Source organism: Cytobacillus stercorigallinarum (assembly GCF_014836495.1).
GTDB lineage: Bacteria > Bacillota > Bacilli > Bacillales > Cytobacillaceae > Cytobacillus > Cytobacillus stercorigallinarum.
Map to the genome: position 1 here is coordinate 19,134 of NZ_JACSQT010000005.1, position 18,422 is coordinate 37,555.

Genomic DNA, 18,422 nt, shown 5'->3' on the forward strand with positions numbered 1-18,422 from the left:
ATGGATAAAAGACGAAAAGGCAATATGCTTTCCGTCTTTTATCGAACTAGCTTAAGCGTGCGAACTCTTCCACAAGCTCTTCAAACGTTTGTAACGCTTCGTCAATCGGTTTTGAGGTCGTTAAATCAACGCCCGTATTTTTTAATAAATCTAATGGAAATTCTGAACTTCCGCTTTTTAGAAACTCTAGGTAAGTTTTCAATGTTTCCTCATCGCCATTATAAATCTTTGTTGCTAATTGAATAGCTGAAGCATAACCTGTCGCATATTTATAAACGTAAAATGGGCGATAAAAATGCGGAATCCTTGACCAACCGTATTTTACCTCTTCATCTAACACAAGGCTTTCCCCATGATAATCTTTAAATAGTTGTTCATAAATGCCATTAAACACTTCTGTATTTAATGTTTTACCTTCTTCTGCTAATTGATGCGTCTTCCATTCAAATTCACTGAACATGACTTGTGTAAAGAAAGTACCTTTAAACTGATCAATAAAATGATTAAGTAAATGTCGTTTAATGTCTTCATTCGTTTCGTGATCAAGTAAATATTTTATTAAAAGTACCTCATTTACTGTTGATGCAACTTCAGCGACAAAAATACTGTAGCCAGCCGTAATTTGCGGCTGATGCTGGGCACTCCATTTGCTATGAACACCATGTCCACATTCATGCGCAAGTGTAAACATACTATCAAGATCATCACGATGATTTAAAAGAATATAAGGGTGTACACCATATACGCCCATATTATAAGCACCAGAGCGTTTCCCTTTCGTTTCTCTTACATCAATATAACGATTTTCTTTAAACGATTGCAATGTAGAAGTATACTCTTCCCCAAGCGGTGCTAATGCTTTACACATCGTCGCAAATGCCTCTTCATATGGAATCTTCATATCGACATCTTTCACCAGCTGAGCATTTAAATCATATTGTCTTAATTCATCTAACTGCAATAACTCTTTCCTTAAGGCTGTATATTTGTGCATCGTTTGTAAATGGTCTCTTGTCGACTGAATAAGATTATGGTAAACCTCTGTCGGAACATTATCACCAAATAATGCTTTCTCTAATGCAGAAGGATACTGCCTAATTCTTGTGGTTGTAACATTATTTTTAATCGCTGCTGATAAAGTTGAGCCGATTGTATTTTTAAGTTGTACATAAGGTTTATAATACGCCTTATACGCTTCTTTCCGTTTTTGTCGGTCATCACTTTCAATTAACTTTGCATACATTCCACGAGTAAGCTCTACTTTTTCGCCATCATCATTTGTTACGAGACCAAACTCAATATCCGCATTATTAATCATATTATATGTATTGGATGGTGCAGAAAGCGATTCACCTAGTTGTGATAATAAGCTTTCTTGTTCAGTTGAAAGTACGTGCGCTTTATAACGAAACGATTCGAGTAAGTCTTCTTCAAAATATTGCAGGCCTTCTTCTTCTTTAATATAAGCTTTTAATGTTGTTTCATCTAAGCTAAGTAAAAACGGCATAAAGAAAGAAGTTGCACTACTCACTTTCACACTTAGTTGTTTCGATTGATCTAATAAACTTTGTGCATGACTATCCCTTGTATCGACATCTGATTGTAACATCGCATAAGCATAGACTTTACCAAATAAATAAGATAAATCTTCCTGTTTCTTCAGAAATTGAAATAAACTTTGCCCATTACTTATTTTCCCCTCGAACCCTGCTAACTCCCGTGCTAATGACTGGATGGATTCATAATCCTTTTGCCACTGAGAATCCTCACTATAAATATCAGCGACATTCCAAGTTTCTTCTACTGGGATGTCTTTTCGACTAGAATAGGTCGTCATTTCTTTTAACACTCCTTAATAGTTCATTTTTTTGCGCATATGCGTTATATTAACTAAATATATTCTATTTCGCCATTCTTAAACCTTTTTATAATAATTAATAATGGAAAAAGGAAAGGAGATCCAATCATGGCTATTACATTACCTCATATCGAGGATGCGAATCAAACTAATTATCTCCCACCTCAAGGTGAGATTCAACAGTTTGAATCTGACGAAGAGTACGAAACTAAGTTAAAAGAATGGAAGTTGCCTGCAAAGAAAGCGTTTTGGTTTAAACAAAAAACCCATCAACGCAAAGTAGAAATTGTTGGCTATCAAACATACGGAGAGGAAGATGATCATTACACCATTGTCATCAAGTTCCAAGATGGAAAACTAAGTTGCATTCATCCCGCTTATTTAAAGGAAATGCAAGCAGGTAACTTTGGTAAAGAAGCTTTTGATGCTGCTGGTCAACCGAACACCGCACAAATCGAAGAAAAACAGGCCGACGAAAAAACAAAAGAGCAAGCGCCAACACCGCCGAAAACCACAGCTAAAAAAACGAAAACAAAGAAAAAAGAAACAGCCAAAAAAATCCAACTTCCTGAAGAAAAAGTGGCTTTCTCAGCAATTGTGAAGCAATTTGCGCTAAGCTATAATCATTTCACTGAAGACCATGATGAAGTCATTGTGCTCGATGAGATTGTCATTCATCAAGACGACCCGTTACCAATTGGACTAGCTTGGTGCAGTCACTCTAAAACATTAAAAAAACATGAATTAGCTATAGGGGACAAACTTTCCTTTAACGGCAAAATCGTTAAAAAGAAATTACCAAAAGCCCAAGACGATGTCGATGAAGAGCATAAAGTAGAAGAAGCCGTTCCTTACAAAATAAATAATCCTTCAAAAATTGAAAAACAATAGCAAATAGAGTGAGGCTACTCCCTCACTCTATTTTTTTTACTAATGAATGCAAATGTTAGCTAGAGAACCTTTTTGTACTGATTCGACAAATGATGGAATCAGTTCTCATCAATCATTCCTGCTTGTACATTTAACTCATGCTTGAACCTAATCTCTTACATAATCTAATTTCATTTTTGGTTAAGGTTTACGCAAGAAATGAGCGACCGTGACCTTAGTAAATACAAGCTTTTAGAGATTCTCTAAACAAAAAAAGCATCTCTACAAAAAATAGAGATGCTTACGTATCGAATTAGAATTGAGCAGCAGCTTTTGCTACGTTTCGTAATCCTTCTTCAATAATATCTTGTGTACGATCTGGATATTGGTTATGTCCTTCAATTACTACTTCTGAAGGAGATGTAATGCCCCAAAGGCTGATAATTGATTTTACTAAGTTTAATGCCATTTCGCCAGCAGCCATACCTTCTAGTGAATAATCAGAACCTCTAGCGTTTAAAAGCATCACTTTCTTGTCGCCAGCAAACCCTACTGGACCTTCAGCTGTATATTTAAACATTTTACCTGCTTGAGCTAAGTAAGAAACATAGCTGATTAATGGAGCTGGTACAGTTGAATTCCAAAGTGGGAAGGCGAAAACGATTTTATCAGCATCAAAGAACTGATTTAAATACTTATCAACTAGCGCAACAGACTTTTCTTCTGCAGCAGATAATTCCAATCCTTGGTTCTTTTTGAAAGTACCATTGATTGCATCATTACCATAGTAAGGCATGTTTTCTTCAAAAAGATTCAATTCCATAATTTCATCTGATGGATTTGATTCTTTATATGATTGTAAAAATGCATGATACATTTTTACAGAAATCCCAGCTTCAACTGGACGATCGCTTGCGTTTACAAATAGAACTTTTGCCATTATGTGAAGACCTCCGAATGTCGTAATAATTTATCCGAAATACACTAAAATGAAATATCTCGAACCAAAAGTAATTTTAGTATATTAATAGGATCTTGTCAATGGAATAAGTTCTCTTTAACTAACACTTATGATATTTTTTAGGTCTAAAGGAATAACTGTAGTAAATCTCGCGCAGACTTTTCTGGATCTTTAGATTTACTAATCGCTGAAACAACAGAAACACCTGCTAATCCTCGATCTTTAAGCATTTTTATATTTTCTAGTTGAATGCCACCAATAGCGACAGCAGGAATATCAATCGCTGCAATGATTTTCTCGAGCATACCTGGTGCTAATAAATCAGCATCAGATTTAGAAGTCGTCGGAAAAACCGAACCTATTCCAACATAATTTGCTCCTTGTTCTTGCGCCAATTTCGCTTCCTCTACATTGGATACAGAGATACCAACAATCATATCATCAGGAACAATCTTTCTAACGACGTCACAAGGCAGGTCATCTTGACCGACATGCACACCTGCTGCACCAACCGCTAAAGCGACGTCTACTCTATCATTAATAATCAGTGGAATATTCAATGGTTTTAATATAGATTGTAATGTTTTCGCCTTTTCATAAAAGAGTCGACCATCTGCAGTCTTCTCCCTTAATTGAACGATGGTCACACCACCTTTTACACTAGTACGAACCATATCATATAATTCATTGTTTGCTATTTTATCATCTGTGACTAAATATAAACGATAATCCATTATTTTTGCCTCACTCCATCTAGCCAAGTGGCTGCATTCATTGTACTAATCGTATCCATTAGCTTCACTCGAAATGAACCTAACCCTTCCCCGGCATGTAATCTCTTTGCTGCGATTTCCCCTGCTAGACTCATAGTAGCCATACCAATGACAGCACCGTCAAACCAATTTTCTGAAACAGCAGCAGCAGTTGCTACTAATGAAGCTGTCATACAGCCTGTTCCTGTTACCTTCGTCAAAAGGTAATCTCCGTTATCAATCACAACTAATTGCCTGCCATCTGTAATAACATCTTCTTTTCCACTAATAACAATGAGACAGTTTAGAACTTCGGCTGCCTCCTGTGCAAGTACTTCAGGTGCCATTTCAATTGCCCCTGCATCGACACCACGCGTTTTTGTATTTTTTCCAATAAGCGCTGAAATTTCAGAAGCATTGCCGCGAATAATGGACACTTTTATTGTGCGAATTAGCTCTTTTGCCTTATTTGTTCGATAGGTGGTTGCCCCAACACCAACGGGATCAAAAACAACTGGAATCCCCTTTTGGTTAGCTGTTTGTCCAGCTTTAATCATTGCCGCAAACATTGCATCATTAATTGTACCAAAATTAATCACAAGCCCCTCAGCCATCATTGCCATTTCTTCTACTTCTAACAGCTGTGTGGCCATAACAGGTGAACCACCCATTGCAAGAGTCACATTGGCGCAATCATTTATAGTTACTGTATTAGTTAAATGATGAATGAGTGGGGTCTGTTCTTTTAACTGCTGAAAGACTCTCTCAACTGCTTCACTTGAAATCGTCATTATCTTTCCTCCATCTTCGCTTTGTTGTATAACTCATAAAAATGATTTGTTGGACCATGTCCATTACCGAGTACTAGACTATGCTCAATCGCTATGGAAATATAATTTTTCGCAGACTGAATGGCCACAATAAGTTCTTCTCCTTTTGCCAACCCAGCAGCAATGGCAGATGAAAGCGTGCAACCTGTACCATGGGTATTTTTTGTCTCTATTCTTCGACCATTAAACCAGGTGAAATTTTGTCCATCCCATAATAAGTCATTCGGTTCTCCTTCTAAATGTCCACCTTTTAATAAAACGGCTTTTGGCCCTAATTTATATAAGTTTTTACATGCTTGTTCCATGTCTTCAACCGTGCGAATCGTCATACCTGTAAGTACTTCAGCCTCAGGAATGTTTGGCGTAATAACAGTCGCAAGTGGTAACATCTTTGCTTTCAGTGCCTCAATAGCTTGTTCCTTTAAAAGATGATGACCACCTTTCGATACCATGACAGGATCTAACACAATCACTTTTGGACTATAATGATTTAAACGGTCTGCGACGATACTGACAGTCTCACTCGATGACAACATGCCGATTTTGACAGCATCGACCTGGATATCATCAAACACGGCTTCTATTTGGTCTTTTATAATATTGATTTCAATATCCTGCACCGAACGTACCTCTACTGTATTTTGAGCGGTAATCGCCGTAATGACAGACATGCCAAACACTCCATTGGCGGAAAAAGTTTTAAGATCTGCTTGAATCCCAGCTCCTCCTCCTGAATCAGAACCTGCGATTGTTAATGCTGTTTTCATCGTTGTAACCTCCAATAGCTTTATTCTTAATTAAAACTCTTAATAAACCATATCCTAAAATCGCTCCCGTAAACGAGCTCACCATAAATGCTGGTAGAAATCCGAAGAGGGTTGCTTCTTGCCCTAAAAGTAATGTACTAATCGGATAAGTCGCTACTGCCCCTATCACTCCTGTTCCAATGACTTCACCTAGTGCTGAGAAGCCAATTTTTTTCGTTTTTTGATAAAGCAACCCTGCAAGTAAGGCGCCAATCATACTGCCAGGATAAGCAAAAACACTTCCAGTACCCATCATATTTCTCAATGTAGATGAAATAAACGCTTGACTCACGGCATACCATGGTCCAAGAAGAACAGCAGATAATACATTTGCCAAGTGCTGAATGGGAAAAATTTTCGCTATTCCAATCGGAATAAAAATGAGACTACTCGACACAGTAGTAATGGCTGCAATTGTTGCCGTCATCGTCATTTTTTGAATTTTATTCATAGACCTTTCCTCCTTTCGATAAAAATAAAAAAGCCGCTATTTTTAAAATAAGCGGCTTTGGTCATCATGATATGTATGACGTCACTCGCTTCCCTCCGCTAGTATTAACTAGATCAGGTTCAAAGGGTTCATCTCAGCCAAATAGTTGGCACCCCTAGCATTTATTTATATATAAAATAAAAAAATCCTCTACTTCCAAAAGGAAGCGAGGACGACTACATCGACACACTTCCCTCCACTGGTACAAACCAGATCAGGTTCAAAGGGTTTTGAATGCCATTCAATCTCAGCCTCTTTTCTTAAGGCACCCCTAGTGAAAACTTATATCATATGATGCACTCAATATAACATGAAATGAAAGAAATGAAAATAAAAAACATTGAATAGAAACGATGTTGCGACATAAAACGTTATGATATGATATTTATATAACATTCGGGAGGACAGGCTATGGAGGATAAGAGTATTGTACTAATAGGGTTTATGGGGGTCGGAAAGACATCCATAGGAACGGAATTAGCGAAGAAATTACAATGGGGTTTCATCGATACAGATGAACGCATTGAACAACAGTTTGGGATGTCTACTTCGAAAATTTTTCATGATTATGGTGAAGAAGTTTTTCGAAAAGCTGAAAGCGAGTTGATTGAACAACTTTCTGCCGAAGAAAAACATATTCTTTCATTAGGCGGCGGTGCCTTTTTAAACAGTACAAACCGCGAAATATGTTTACAAAACAGTACCGTTGTCCTTATCGAACTCTCATGGGATAAGTGGCTCGACCGATACCCATTGATTAAAGATACAAGACCGAAATTGAATGGTCTTTCTACTGAAGAAATGTATCATTTATACAAAGAAAGACAAGCTCATTATCAACCATATCATTTAAAAATCAATGTAGATGGGAAAACAGCTGAAGAAGCTGCTGATTTGATTGTTCGAGGGATTAGTTGAGATAACTCTAGATGGTTTTTCGCCTGTTTATCAGGCGTTTTTTTGTCATTTGTATATTATTCGTAAAGTAATCTTTGAAGACGATTTTGACATGATTTTTTGCTCTGCTACCTTGCTCGATTTTCTTCTCGATGCACGAGCAAAACAGTTAACTCTCCAATTTTGTTCGTTTATCTCTTCAACACCTATTCAAACCACTTATCACTTGTTTTAAATTCTTTTTGTAAAAAATATAGGATGGCTGAACCGCTAAATGCCCCTGCGGAAGAAAACACCAATTTATTAAACATTCTAAATCCATATATGCAGTTCATTCCATTTTCCACTCACCCCTCAAAAAAACCACCTACCAACAAAGGCAAGTGGTTCTCTCTTCTATTAAATCGCTGTTGTAACAGCTTTTTCTTCATCTACTTTCACAATCCACCCAAATTTATCTTCTACTTTTCCTTTTTGGATACCTGTTAGTGTTTCGTAAAGTTTGCCGGCAACTTCACCTGTTTGCCCGCCACTAATAGTCAATTTTTCGTTATTCCAGAATAGTTCTCCGACTGGTGAAATGACTGCTGCAGTACCGGTCCCGAATGCTTCTTCTAACGTGCCATTCTTTTGTGCTTCATAAATCTCATCGATTGAGATACGACGTTCAGATAAAGGAATACCCCAGTCTTTAATGAGTTCAATAACAGAGTTTCTTGTAACCCCTTCTAAAATGCTTCCGTTCAATTCAGGTGTGACGACTTCACCGTTAATTTTAAAGAAAATATTCATGCTTCCTACTTCTTCAACATATTTATTTTCTTTCCCATCTAACCATAGTACTTGAGAATAGCCTTCCTGTTCAGCTACTTCTTGTGCTTTAAGGCTAGCTGCATAGTTTCCTCCCGTTTTAGCATTACCCGTTCCACCTTTTACTGCACGAACATATTCGCTTTGGACAGCGATTTTTACTGGATTAATTCCTTCTTTATAATAGGCACCGACTGGTGACATGATAATAATAAATTTGTATTGATGTGATGGAGCTACGCCTAAATAAGGTTCGGTAGAAATGATAAATGGACGAATATATAGTGATGTCCCCTCAACATTTGGTACCCAATCACGATCGACTGCAATTAATTGTCTTAATGCTTGAACAGCAAGTTCTTCGTCAATTGGCGGAATACAGAGTCTGTTGTTCGATTTGTTCAGCCTTTCCATATTTTTATACGGTCTGAACATGAGCACTTCCTGATCTTCAGATAAATATGCCTTTAATCCTTCAAAAACACTTTGGCCATAATGAAATACCATTGCAGACGGGTCAATTTGTAATGGCTCATAAGGGACTATACGTCCATCATGCCACCCCTTGTCTGCATGATAGTCCATTACAAACATATGATCTGTAAAATTCCTACCGAAAATTAACTGATCAAATGCCGGTTTTTCTTTTTTGGTTGCACGTCTTTGGATTTCAAACTGATAATCATTCATTTCTACTCTACTCCCTGTCTAAGATCAATTTAAAGTGCTGTTAAACATCTTTACTCTTTTTCTTGTGGTATTATGCACCATTGTAAACGAAATGCATTTAACTACTACTTCCCAATGATATACGATATTAAAAATTTATCACTTTAATACGTGAAAACAATATAACATTTCCTTAATAAAGTACATTGATTGTTTAAAATATTATGAACCCTATTCTTAGTATTGTCAACACAGTTCCTGAAACTTTTTTATTATTCTTACAAATTTATAATATCCCTTTAAACACAGGATTTCACTAGTCTTTTATTGAAATGGTTTGCATGAAATATTATGCAGAAAGAGCTCTAATTTTTCAGATAATTAGTTAAAGAATACAAAAATACTCGTGACCTCCTTCTCGTCACGAGTACTTATTAATGAAACCAACCTTTCTTTTTTGATTCTGTGATGGCTTCGATTCTGTTTGTTACCTCTAACTTCTCTAATATTGCTGAAATATAATTACGAACTGTACCGACTTTGATTGTTAATGTTGAAGCAATTTCTTTCGTACTTTTTCCTTCTGCCATTAATTCAAGTACCGCTTTCTCACGTTCTGTTAAGGGATTTTCTTCTCGATACACATCATCCATCAATTCCGGGGCAAAAATTCTTTTGCCTGCCATGACACTACGAATCGACTCAGCTAATTCTTCACTCGGGCTATCTTTTAATAAATAGCCGCGGACTCCTGCTTTTATCGCTCGTTGAAAATAACCGGATCTTGCAAAAGTGGTTAATATAATGACTTTTATGCCACTGTTTTTGATGTCTTCAGCTGCTTCTAAACCTGTTTTTAAAGGCATTTCAATGTCCATAATACAAATATCAGGACTTTGTTCTTGTACTAATGTAACGGCCTCTTCTCCATTGGAGGCTTGACCAACGACTTGCATATCGTCTTCAAGATTTAGTAACGAACCGAGTGCGCCTAACATCATTCTTTGATCTTCCGCAATGACAATTCGAATCATGCCAAATCTCCTCCTTCAACTTGTTTAACTACAAGTGGAACAATAATTGAAATTGTCGTCCCCTCATTACAATTAATGACCAAATGGCCATTTACAAATTCTAATCTTTCTTTCATTCCATGAATCCCATTACCATAGCTTTTTTTCTCACTATTCGTAATGCCTATACCATTATCCTTTACAGTAACGACTAACTCTTTATTTTGTTCTTCAATAACTATTGAACATTTTGTAGCTCTACTATGCTTGACTACATTTGTGACTGCTTCTTTTAAGCACATACTAATAATATTTTCGATAAAAATCGATGTGTAAGCTTCTTTTAGCGGTTCATTGATTTCTAAATCCATTTGCGCAGCTTGTAAGATTTCTTTAATGCGAACTACTTCTTCTTGCAATCTTATCCCTCTCATTTGCGATACCATTTTCCGTACTTCATTTAAAGCTGTACGAGCTGTTTGCTGGACATCTTTTAATTCCACTTTTGCTTGTTCAGGGTCTTTTTGAATTAACTTTCTCGCCAGATCACTCTTTAATCCGATTAGTGAGAGTTTTTGTCCAAGTGTATCATGTAAGTCGCGCGCAATTCTTTGTCGCTCCTCTTGTTTGACAAGATCGGCAATTCTTTGGTTAGCGTATTCTAATTGTTTCTCTAACCTCTCATGTTTTCTTTTATTATAAATATTAAACGGCAATAATATCATACTGACTAAAATAATAATCACAAATGGAAGTTGACTTAAAAACATTTCACTTTTGACAACAATATGATAGTTAATCGCTACAGTCGTTGAAACAATGTGAATGATATAAACAATAAAAAATGCCACTCTATTTTTTATATATCCATTATAATAAGCGATGAAAAAAGCAAAATATACATATTGATAAATTATTAACATCGTCATTGAAATCGCAATTAATAAAAGAGACCAAATATAAACAGGCCATTTATTTGAGATGAAAGCAAAGCGAAAAGTGATAAAAAAGACGACCGTTAAGATGATACCAACAATAATCTCCCAGGTCGTTGAAGATTGAAAGATAAAATAAAATGGGAGAATGGTCAGGATAATCCATATGTATGGCGTCATCCCAGAGCTTTTTAGTTTATGTAAAAGTGGATATGACATTGTGATCCTCCGCTTCCAATGTAGAAATAGAAAACTCCTTTGTTTCTTTCATACAAAGGAGTTTCTTAACAGTATTATAGCAGATTATGAAGATACCGGTACTTTTCGGTATTGTTTTACTGCACGGTAACCGACAAATATTTTCTTCTCTTCATCCCAAAGCTTAAAGCGAAGAGATTCTAAGCTTGTTGCTAGCGAAATGGTCGGTACATTTTGTAATTGCTCACTGTTCGTATGTGCTTTCTCTAATTCGTAATTTGGTACTCTTGGGGCTAGATGGTGTACATGATGGTAACCAATATTCCCTGTCATCCATTGCAGTGGTTTTGGCAATTTATAAAATGAACTGCCTTCAATCGCTGCACTCACATATTCCCATTCTTTATCTGGCTCAAAATAAGAATCTTCAAATGTATGCTGGACATAAAATAACCAAATACCCGCTGCACCAGAAATCAGGAAAATTGGGATTTGCACAAGTAGGAATGCTTCCCAACCGATGAGGTAACACATGAACGCATATAAAGCAACAATACCGACATTGGTTAAATACGTATTTAGTCTCTCGGGTAAACGAGCGCCTTTTCGATTAAAACGATTTTTGAATAAAAATGTATAAATGGGACCTAAACCAAACATAATGATTGGATTACGGTAAAGTCGATAACCAACCTTCGTTAAAAAAGGGGCATCCATATATTCTTTAACAGTCAATAACCATATATCCCCTGTCCCTCGCTTGTCCAAGTTACTGCTTGTCGCATGGTGAACAGAATGATCATGTGCCCAAGCGCTATATGGAAAAATAGTAATAATCCCCGTGATCGTTCCGACAATCTTATTCGCCTTACGACTTTTGAAAAATGAATTGTGGCAGCAATCATGAAAGATAATAAATATTCGTATTAAAAAGCCCGCTGCTAAAACGGATAATGCTAATGTCAATAAATAATGAATGGATAGTGAAAAATAAGCTAGTGTCCATAAACCAAAAAATGGTACAAGCGTATTGATTAATTGATATATACTTTTGTTTCGATTCGCCTTTTCAAATGGCAGCATTTGTTTTCTCAATGTTTTCAAACGTTCTTTTGTCATATTGTAAGTTCCTTTCCTTCAATATTAACTTAATAATAAAGACGTCTGAAAATACTGTGAAGACATAGGTGTCATCAGGCAACCATGATAAATGTCATGTATACATCATGACCAGCTACTAATATCAACCTTCAAGCTCTATTGTAAGGTGAAATAAAATTTGATAAATAAGTGAAAAAGCTTCGCCTATCGTCATATCATCGGAAAAACCTTCCATATAATCTAATGTAAAGTTAATTTCCCATAATCCATCTTTTTGATTAAACATCGGGCTGAGTCGCGCTTCGTCACTTGTGAAGATTGACATAAAATAGGCCTTAATTTCTTTTTCCTTTTTCTTAGGCTGCTTTAGACCAATCAAGCAATCATATGTACGAAATAAATCATCTACTTCAAAAGAAAGTGATTCTACATTTAGTTGATCAAACCATACGGATTCTACATATACGAATTCATTGATATGTTGTTTAAAATAAGTGATTGGCTGCTCAAAAAATTCACTGGCCGATTCCGTCCCGAGAAAGTTTTCTGTTTCTTTATCGCCCCTTTCAATATAACTATCAAAAAAGCGCTTTTTAGGATCGAGAACGTTTACCTCTTTTTCATCTATTAACTCCTGCTTTTTAGCGTAGTTTAATTCTTCAATAAATAGTAATTCTCCATTTTCTTTTGCTTGTTTAATTCTTTCTTCTAACTGTTGTTTAAACATCATTCGCACCTCTTTGTCTTTCATTGCAAGTTTTTCTCCTTTACATTCTACACAACTCTCTATCATGCTTTCAACAATGTAAAATCACATATTGAATATCATCCACGATCAGTGCGACCGAATAAGTGCAATTCCTTGCAATTAATCAACCAGAAAAGCCCGCACCCCTTGCATAATTAATTTTATCTTAAAATCTTTACTTCTCTCATATGTATAAAATAGGCAGCAACTGATTCATGAACGTACTTGAATGCATAAACTATAAATTAAAAATGTGGTGATGACTTTTGCAAATACTTCCTTTTCAAAATTTACAAGAGAAAAACTTAACATTTGAAGATGTCTTTGAGCGCATCCTTCACTTCATGTACATCCAACCGAGAGGAAATTATAAGCTAATTGTTGGAACAGACTCTCAAGTACATCCAGCCCATACTTTATTTATCACAGGGATAGTGATTCAAAATGCAGGCAAAGGAGCGTGGGCGTGTATTAGGAAATGTTCCATTCCTCGCAAGATGCTTCAACTACATGAACGCATTTCTTTTGAAACTTCGTTAACTGAAGAGGTCGTTGCATTATTTGATGAAGAGAAGAAAAACAAGATGATTGATATCGTCTTACCATTTATTTACCAAGGTGCAAGTTTTACGATGGAAGGTCATTTAGATATTGGGGCCGGCTCTCGTAATAAGACGAAGGAATATGTAGCTGAAATGGTTGCGAGGATGGAATCCATTGGAGTGGAGGCCAAAATAAAACCAGAGGCATATGTCGCCTCTAGTTATGCAAATAAATTCACAAAATAAATTACTGATGCAGTGAATACTGTTCTTCTGCTTTTTCCGCTACTGCATTCGTTAACTCGGTTGTAATATCAGGAAGAGAAGTGTCCAGAATGGCATTTGCCATTTTCGCCATCATTCCTTCCGCTACAATCTCTAAAAAGCCCGTCATCACTACTTCTTGTTTGGAAGAACTTACGCTTGAGAAAAAACCATTACCCTTAAATTTCTCATTGATACCTGTTAAGTTAAATGTCACTTTATTTGGTGCCTGCCATCTCGTGATATCCACCTGTAACTCTATCTTCTTTTTCATTAAGCCGACATCTACTTTAAACACCCAGATGGAGCTTTTCTCATTTAATATCTCATGCCTAATATACCCTGGAACAAGTGGAGCCCAATGGTTCATATCACTAACAAACTGCCATAAATGTTCAATTGATACATTTACTTTTTTTTCATGATGAAAGCTTGCCATTATGCCTCTCTCCTTCATTCTCGTCTTAGATGCTACTGCCTTATTTCTATTCGACCTGTAGGAGAAACATGCTATCAAATTTAGGATTAGCGTATCAGTATACGCAAAACAAATTAGAAACTTTGGAGGTAACAGCTGCTTTCTTTCTGACCAAAAGATTAATATTGTCTCAGTTTAATAAAACGAAAATACGTCATCTGTTTGCTTTTATAAATGCCGAAAAGGAGAACTTGACTTTTTTTAAATCAATGGAGGAAACAGATTATTTTGATATGATATCGCGATTGGATATGTCTGTTTGAGACAAAGGCTATGCTACAGAAGTGTCAAGCGGTGATTAGCTTTAGAATGATGGTCGAACCACATATAATTCCGCACCAGTGCAGTTATAAAAAAAGCTGGGAATGCGCTACAACTATTTATATAGTGGGATAGCAATCTAGAGAAAAAATCGTCACCTTTCGTTGTTTGCACATAACAAAAAAGATAATGTGTAGGTTTGCTACACATTACCTTTACAACACTAATTAAATGGTTTATTAAACATATCAGCCAATAATTTATATGATTTGAGACGGTCGTTATAATCATGTGTAATTGTCACGATCATGATTTCATCTATGCCGTATTGTTCTGTAAGATTTAGCAATTCTCTCTTGACCTTTTCCGGATTGCCAATAATCATTCTATCTTTCATCTTTGCAACTTTTTCTTGTTTTGCACTGAAATAGGGATGCTTAATTGCTTCCTCTATTGAGGGCACTCCTTGCTTCTCTCCATCATCTGATTGTAGATGCCATAACAATACTGAAGTAGCTATTTCCTCAGCCTTTTCATCTGTTTCAGCACAAATAACGGAAACGGTTAACATCATCTTTTGTTGGTCGTTCTTGCGCTTCTCTTTAAAAAGATAAAACGCCTCTTCACCATTGGCTTCACTCATAAAATGTCCAAAACAGTAATGCAACCCTTTTTCCGCTGCTAAACGTGCACTTTTATCGCTTGTTCCTAACATCCACACTTCCGGTTTTATTGGTGGGATGGGACTTGCCTTTACTTTACGAAAAAGATGGTCTTCTGGATGCTTGTCATTTAAAAAAGCAAGCAGTGTATCAATCGACTGTGGCCACTCTTTGACGGCTTGTAAATAATTTCCCGCCAGTGCAATACTTGCTTCCGCAGAACCTCCTGGTGCTCTTCCTATGCCAAGGTCTATACGACCTGGAAAAAGTGTGCTTAATAGATGAAAGTTCTCTGCCACCTTATAAGGCTTATAATTTGGTAGCAGCAATGCACCCGAGCCGATTCTAATATTTGATGTTTGTGAAGCAATATAACTCATCATTATTTCAGGAGAGGAGCTAGCAAGCCCAGGCAAGTCATGATGCTCTGCAATCCAATAGCGGTAATAGCCTAATTCATCCGCTTGTTTGGCTAACTGCAGTGATGCCTCAAGTGCTTCTTTTGCTGTCTTGCCTTTTGCAATAGGTGATTGATCTAAAATACTCAGCTTCAATATTACCCCTCCTGTTTACCTCTTATAGTAACGTCTTCTTCTATTCGGTTGATTCTTATGGCAATCATCGCAAATGTTAAAAGCATGATCCCACGTTAAAGATTTTCCACAACGCTTACAAGTTTTTTTCATATTTGCAATATCATCATCTAATCGTTCAAACACATGATTAGATATATCATCCCTTACTCTTTCCCAATAGATGGCTTCGGTATGTTGACCTAATTTATAAAGAAAAAGTAAATGAAGGCCTATTGCTTTATAAGAATACTCAAGGTCTTCAAGATTACGATTCCTTAACCTCGGTTCAGGTAACTCTTCATGATCAATGATACTGTACATTGTCTGCTCCCATTGTCGAACTAGGTCTGCTTCTTTTTTAGAAAATGGTAAATGTAAAAAGCTGTACAAATCTTTTAAAGGCATCCTCGCCTCAATCTCTGTCCCTCGAACCAATTCATAAAGCTCTCTTTCTTCACTTAATGTGGCTTTGTTTGTTCCTTTTGGACTTTCAAACAAATCCCAGAGTTCAAAAAACTTCCCTAGATCACGATAATACGAAAGAAAGCGATCAAAAATGGCTGAAGTAGGTGCAATAGCAAAACTTTCAATCGGAGCATCTACTTGTGATAATAAGCTTCTCATTAACTTAATTCGATCAAAAAAAGCCACTCTACCGACAGGGTAAATCCCTTTTCGCCCCGCTCTCCCAGCAATTTGCTTCACTTCTTGAGATGTCAAAGTCCGACGCTTCGTACCATCAAATTTCTCCGTTTCCAGAAAAACAATCCGTCGTATCGGTAAATTCAATCCCATCCCGATCGCATCTGTTGAGACAATGACATCAGACTGTCCAGCTGTAAAACGATTAACTTGTTTCTTCCTCGTTTCAGGTGGCATACTGCCATATATCATACTGACTTGATGACCTTTTCTCTGTAACATAGATGCTGTTTCTAATACCCTTTTACGTGAGAAACAAATTAGCGCGTCACCCGCTTTTACATTTTTTAGTGAGAACTCTTCACTGTCTACTTCCAAAGGGGCTTCTCGTTGATATCTATTTATTTCAACATCGCTATCTCCAATTAATTGCAACAGCATATCTTCGGCATTTTTACTGGCAATAATATGCACTTCCCTCGCATTTGCCTTTGTGATTGCTTTAAACCAAGCATAGCCTCGGTCCTTATCACTAATCATTTGTGATTCATCGATGACAATGACATCATAATCATCTTTCTCATAAAACATCTCAACAGTACAAGATAAATGTGTCGCACCTATTGTTTCACGTTCCTCTTCTCCTGTTTTTAAAGAGCAAGGCGTTCCTTCACTATTTAGTTTTTCATAAACTTCTAGTGCCAATAATCGTAATGGAGCTAAATATAACCCGGATGGGGCTGCTTTCATTTTTTCCAGTGCATGGAACGTTTTTCCTGTATTGGTGTCACCAATATGAAGAACAAATTTTTGATGAATATTTTTGCGGCTCTCATAAGCTGATCCAAAAATATCATTCAACATTCTTTGTTGTTGTTCTTCTTTTTGCCTACGTTCCTGTTCTTCTTGCTTTCGCTTCTGTTTTCTTTCTTTCACTTGAATTTCATATAATCTTCGCTGCTCTTCTACTTCATAATCCTCATTTGCTATCGTCAATAAATCTGTAACATAGTCTTCCATTAAACGGCCTAGTGCATTTGGAATCAAATCCTCCCAATCGATTAGATCCAATAGCTTCTCTCCCGTCAAACTATGATGAAACAAAGATTGATACTTATCGATATGATTTTGACCAAGATGTAAAAGAAGCGCTTGTTGTATAAGCGTATGTAAAGATTCTCCTATCATTTGTTCATATTCAAAATAGTAGGTCTCATATTCAAAATACCATTTATTTTTTATCATCACTTTGTGGAGATTACCTGTAAACTCTTCAAAGAAATCTTCTACTCGTGAGTAATCATCAACTACAAAAGGACCCACTTCTACTAAAGGTTCCTCTAAATAACTTGATTCCGTCTCATCGTATTTCACTCTATCTGCTAAATCCTTTTTAAGCTTTAAAGCCGCTTTATGTCTTAAAGCTAAAAAGAGATCTTCGTTGTTTTTTGCCAACCATTGTTCTGCTTCTTCACAAAGAAACTCTTGATAGGCGTATCTTTCTTGTTTGATTTGACGTTCTTTTTCTTCTTGAAGATATCTTTCTCTCGCATAAACATAACGCTTTGCCCACTTTTCTGGTTGATCTGCAAAAATCGAATGGAGCAACTTATTGACATTTAATGGACGAAATTCAATGACTTCTTTCCTAAATGCTTGATTTAACGTTTTCTTATTCATATCTTCAACAACATAGTTTTTTTTCTTTAAATACTCCTTCTTATGAAATCGAGAGAGTTTGTTTGTCGCTTTATTACTCCACACATTCTGCCAAACTTGTGCTAAAAACGGGGCACGATCGTTTAAATATTGGGCAAAACTTAACATTTGTTCATTTGCACCTAAATAATAATCTATGTCTTCATAAATTTTCATTTTTGTATATTCAGTCGCTTGACGATGGATATCCTCTAATTGCTTCATTTCTTTAACTCCTCTAACAAATACATATTATTCCTATTGTATACGAACTCGTGTCACTTCACTACCATAACATATCGCACTTCCGCTAAAAAATTATCAGAGAATTTAAAATTAAAATCAACAAACAAGGATTTCTG

19 protein-coding genes and 2 riboswitches are annotated in these 18,422 nt (G+C 36.4%); of the genes, 4 read left to right on the forward strand and 15 right to left on the reverse strand.

The window, feature by feature from the left end:
• Nucleotides 1-46: 46 nt before the first annotated feature.
• Nucleotides 47-1,837 carry an oligoendopeptidase F gene (gene pepF / locus H9655_RS11535; protein ID WP_191814067.1) on the reverse strand — a complete coding sequence of 597 codons (1,791 nt, stop codon included), beginning with the start codon at nucleotides 1,835-1,837 and terminating at the stop codon, nucleotides 47-49.
• A 129-nt stretch (nucleotides 1,838-1,966) separates the two neighbouring features.
• Here pepF and H9655_RS11540 point away from each other — a divergent pair, with 129 nt between their 5' ends.
• A complete protein-coding gene (locus H9655_RS11540) occupies nucleotides 1,967-2,749 on the forward strand; it encodes a hypothetical protein (RefSeq protein WP_191814069.1) in 783 nt (260 codons plus the stop codon).
• 292 nt (nucleotides 2,750-3,041) lie between these two features.
• Here H9655_RS11540 and H9655_RS11545 read toward each other — a convergent pair whose 3' ends face one another.
• The 5 genes from H9655_RS11545 to thiW all read right to left on the reverse strand — a co-directional run bounded on the left by H9655_RS11545 (nucleotide 3,042) and on the right by thiW (nucleotide 6,528).
• On the reverse strand, nucleotides 3,042-3,668 hold the full coding sequence (locus H9655_RS11545; protein WP_191814071.1) for an FMN-dependent NADH-azoreductase: 627 nt from the start codon (nucleotides 3,666-3,668) through the stop codon (nucleotides 3,042-3,044).
• Between the two features lie 146 nt (nucleotides 3,669-3,814).
• Nucleotides 3,815-4,423 carry a thiamine phosphate synthase gene (thiE, locus tag H9655_RS11550; RefSeq protein WP_191814073.1) on the reverse strand — a complete coding sequence of 203 codons (609 nt, stop codon included), beginning with the start codon at nucleotides 4,421-4,423 and terminating at the stop codon, nucleotides 3,815-3,817.
• Nucleotides 4,423-5,232: a hydroxyethylthiazole kinase gene (gene thiM / locus H9655_RS11555; protein ID WP_191814075.1), complete on the reverse strand. Its 810-nt coding sequence runs from the start codon at nucleotides 5,230-5,232 to the stop codon at nucleotides 4,423-4,425. The genes thiE and thiM overlap by 1 nt, the downstream gene beginning before the upstream one ends.
• Complete coding sequence (gene thiD / locus H9655_RS11560; protein WP_191814077.1) at nucleotides 5,232-6,038, reverse strand: bifunctional hydroxymethylpyrimidine kinase/phosphomethylpyrimidine kinase; 807 nt, start codon at nucleotides 6,036-6,038, stop codon at nucleotides 5,232-5,234. Before thiD ends, thiM begins: the two co-directional genes overlap by 1 nt.
• Nucleotides 6,007-6,528 carry an energy coupling factor transporter S component ThiW gene (thiW, locus tag H9655_RS11565; protein WP_191814079.1) on the reverse strand — a complete coding sequence of 174 codons (522 nt, stop codon included), beginning with the start codon at nucleotides 6,526-6,528 and terminating at the stop codon, nucleotides 6,007-6,009. Before thiW ends, thiD begins: the two co-directional genes overlap by 32 nt.
• Nucleotides 6,529-6,601: 73 nt before the next feature.
• A riboswitch (TPP riboswitch) is annotated at nucleotides 6,602-6,694 on the reverse strand.
• A gap of 47 nt (nucleotides 6,695-6,741) precedes the next feature.
• A riboswitch (TPP riboswitch) is annotated at nucleotides 6,742-6,850 on the reverse strand.
• 128 nt (nucleotides 6,851-6,978) lie between these two features.
• Between thiW and H9655_RS11570 the strand changes: the two genes are divergently transcribed.
• Complete coding sequence (locus H9655_RS11570; RefSeq protein WP_191814081.1) at nucleotides 6,979-7,485, forward strand: shikimate kinase; 507 nt, start codon at nucleotides 6,979-6,981, stop codon at nucleotides 7,483-7,485.
• Nucleotides 7,486-7,670: 185 nt separating this feature from the next.
• On the opposite strand, the gene H9655_RS22430 is transcribed toward H9655_RS11570, so the two are convergent.
• The 6 genes from H9655_RS22430 to H9655_RS11595 all read right to left on the reverse strand — a co-directional run bounded on the left by H9655_RS22430 (nucleotide 7,671) and on the right by H9655_RS11595 (nucleotide 12,941).
• A complete protein-coding gene (locus H9655_RS22430; protein WP_225230595.1) occupies nucleotides 7,671-7,811 on the reverse strand; it encodes a hypothetical protein in 141 nt (46 codons plus the stop codon).
• A gap of 52 nt (nucleotides 7,812-7,863) precedes the next feature.
• Nucleotides 7,864-8,964 carry a branched-chain amino acid aminotransferase gene (locus tag H9655_RS11575; protein WP_191814084.1) on the reverse strand — a complete coding sequence of 367 codons (1,101 nt, stop codon included), beginning with the start codon at nucleotides 8,962-8,964 and terminating at the stop codon, nucleotides 7,864-7,866.
• A 413-nt stretch (nucleotides 8,965-9,377) separates the two neighbouring features.
• Nucleotides 9,378-9,977, reverse strand: coding sequence for a response regulator transcription factor (locus H9655_RS11580; RefSeq protein ID WP_191814086.1), 600 nt, complete (start codon nucleotides 9,975-9,977; stop codon nucleotides 9,378-9,380).
• Entirely contained in the window at nucleotides 9,974-11,110 is a 1,137-nt protein-coding gene (locus tag H9655_RS11585; protein ID WP_191814088.1) for a sensor histidine kinase, read from the reverse strand. Before H9655_RS11585 ends, H9655_RS11580 begins: the two co-directional genes overlap by 4 nt.
• Before the next feature lie 84 nt (nucleotides 11,111-11,194).
• Nucleotides 11,195-12,208, reverse strand: a complete 1,014-nt coding sequence (locus H9655_RS11590) for a fatty acid desaturase (protein WP_191814090.1) — start codon at nucleotides 12,206-12,208, stop codon at nucleotides 11,195-11,197.
• Nucleotides 12,209-12,332: 124 nt separating this feature from the next.
• Nucleotides 12,333-12,941, reverse strand: coding sequence for a branched-chain amino acid aminotransferase (locus tag H9655_RS11595; RefSeq protein WP_225230596.1), 609 nt, complete (start codon nucleotides 12,939-12,941; stop codon nucleotides 12,333-12,335).
• A gap of 263 nt (nucleotides 12,942-13,204) precedes the next feature.
• On the opposite strand from H9655_RS11595, the gene H9655_RS11600 reads away from it, so the two are divergent.
• The gene (locus H9655_RS11600) at nucleotides 13,205-13,726 is read left to right on the forward strand and encodes a ribonuclease H-like YkuK family protein (RefSeq protein ID WP_225230597.1); all 522 of its coding nucleotides are present in this window, start codon (nucleotides 13,205-13,207) and stop codon (nucleotides 13,724-13,726) included.
• Between the two features lies 1 nt (nucleotide 13,727).
• Here the strand turns inward: H9655_RS11600 and H9655_RS11605 are convergent, their stop codons facing one another.
• Nucleotides 13,728-14,183: a CoxG family protein gene (locus tag H9655_RS11605; RefSeq protein WP_191814092.1), complete on the reverse strand. Its 456-nt coding sequence runs from the start codon at nucleotides 14,181-14,183 to the stop codon at nucleotides 13,728-13,730.
• Nucleotides 14,184-14,251: 68 nt separating this feature from the next.
• On the opposite strand from H9655_RS11605, the gene H9655_RS11610 reads away from it, so the two are divergent.
• Nucleotides 14,252-14,485 carry a hypothetical protein gene (locus tag H9655_RS11610; RefSeq protein WP_191814094.1) on the forward strand — a complete coding sequence of 78 codons (234 nt, stop codon included), beginning with the start codon at nucleotides 14,252-14,254 and terminating at the stop codon, nucleotides 14,483-14,485.
• A gap of 221 nt (nucleotides 14,486-14,706) precedes the next feature.
• On the opposite strand, the gene H9655_RS11615 is transcribed toward H9655_RS11610, so the two are convergent.
• Nucleotides 14,707-15,699 carry an LLM class flavin-dependent oxidoreductase gene (locus H9655_RS11615; RefSeq protein ID WP_191814097.1) on the reverse strand — a complete coding sequence of 331 codons (993 nt, stop codon included), beginning with the start codon at nucleotides 15,697-15,699 and terminating at the stop codon, nucleotides 14,707-14,709.
• Between the two features lie 15 nt (nucleotides 15,700-15,714).
• Nucleotides 15,715-18,285 carry a helicase-related protein gene (locus tag H9655_RS11620; protein ID WP_191814099.1) on the reverse strand — a complete coding sequence of 857 codons (2,571 nt, stop codon included), beginning with the start codon at nucleotides 18,283-18,285 and terminating at the stop codon, nucleotides 15,715-15,717.
• Between the last annotated feature and the right edge of the window lie 137 nt (nucleotides 18,286-18,422).

Excerpts from the sequence above, each read along its gene's own strand:
- pepF (WP_191814067.1), bottom strand. The coding sequence starts at position 1,837 with ATGACGACCTATTCTAGTCGAAAAGACATCCCAGTAGAAGAAACTTGG.
- H9655_RS11540 (WP_191814069.1), top strand. The coding sequence starts at position 1,967 with ATGGCTATTACATTACCTCATATCGAGGATGCGAATCAAACTAATTAT.
- H9655_RS11545 (WP_191814071.1), bottom strand. The coding sequence starts at position 3,668 with ATGGCAAAAGTTCTATTTGTAAACGCAAGCGATCGTCCAGTTGAAGCT.
- thiE (WP_191814073.1), bottom strand. The coding sequence starts at position 4,423 with ATGGATTATCGTTTATATTTAGTCACAGATGATAAAATAGCAAACAAT.
- thiM (WP_191814075.1), bottom strand. The coding sequence starts at position 5,232 with ATGACGATTTCAAGTGAAGCAGTTGAGAGAGTCTTTCAGCAGTTAAAA.
- thiD (WP_191814077.1), bottom strand. The coding sequence starts at position 6,038 with ATGAAAACAGCATTAACAATCGCAGGTTCTGATTCAGGAGGAGGAGCT.
- thiW (WP_191814079.1), bottom strand. The coding sequence starts at position 6,528 with ATGAATAAAATTCAAAAAATGACGATGACGGCAACAATTGCAGCCATT.
- H9655_RS11570 (WP_191814081.1), top strand. The coding sequence starts at position 6,979 with ATGGAGGATAAGAGTATTGTACTAATAGGGTTTATGGGGGTCGGAAAG.
- H9655_RS11575 (WP_191814084.1), bottom strand. The coding sequence starts at position 8,964 with ATGAATGATTATCAGTTTGAAATCCAAAGACGTGCAACCAAAAAAGAA.
- H9655_RS11580 (WP_191814086.1), bottom strand. The coding sequence starts at position 9,977 with ATGATTCGAATTGTCATTGCGGAAGATCAAAGAATGATGTTAGGCGCA.
- H9655_RS11585 (WP_191814088.1), bottom strand. The coding sequence starts at position 11,110 with ATGTCATATCCACTTTTACATAAACTAAAAAGCTCTGGGATGACGCCA.
- H9655_RS11590 (WP_191814090.1), bottom strand. The coding sequence starts at position 12,208 with ATGACAAAAGAACGTTTGAAAACATTGAGAAAACAAATGCTGCCATTT.
- H9655_RS11595 (WP_225230596.1), bottom strand. The coding sequence starts at position 12,941 with ATGAAAGACAAAGAGGTGCGAATGATGTTTAAACAACAGTTAGAAGAA.
- H9655_RS11605 (WP_191814092.1), bottom strand. The coding sequence starts at position 14,183 with ATGGCAAGCTTTCATCATGAAAAAAAAGTAAATGTATCAATTGAACAT.
- H9655_RS11610 (WP_191814094.1), top strand. The coding sequence starts at position 14,252 with ATGCTATCAAATTTAGGATTAGCGTATCAGTATACGCAAAACAAATTA.
- H9655_RS11620 (WP_191814099.1), bottom strand. The coding sequence starts at position 18,285 with ATGAAGCAATTAGAGGATATCCATCGTCAAGCGACTGAATATACAAAA.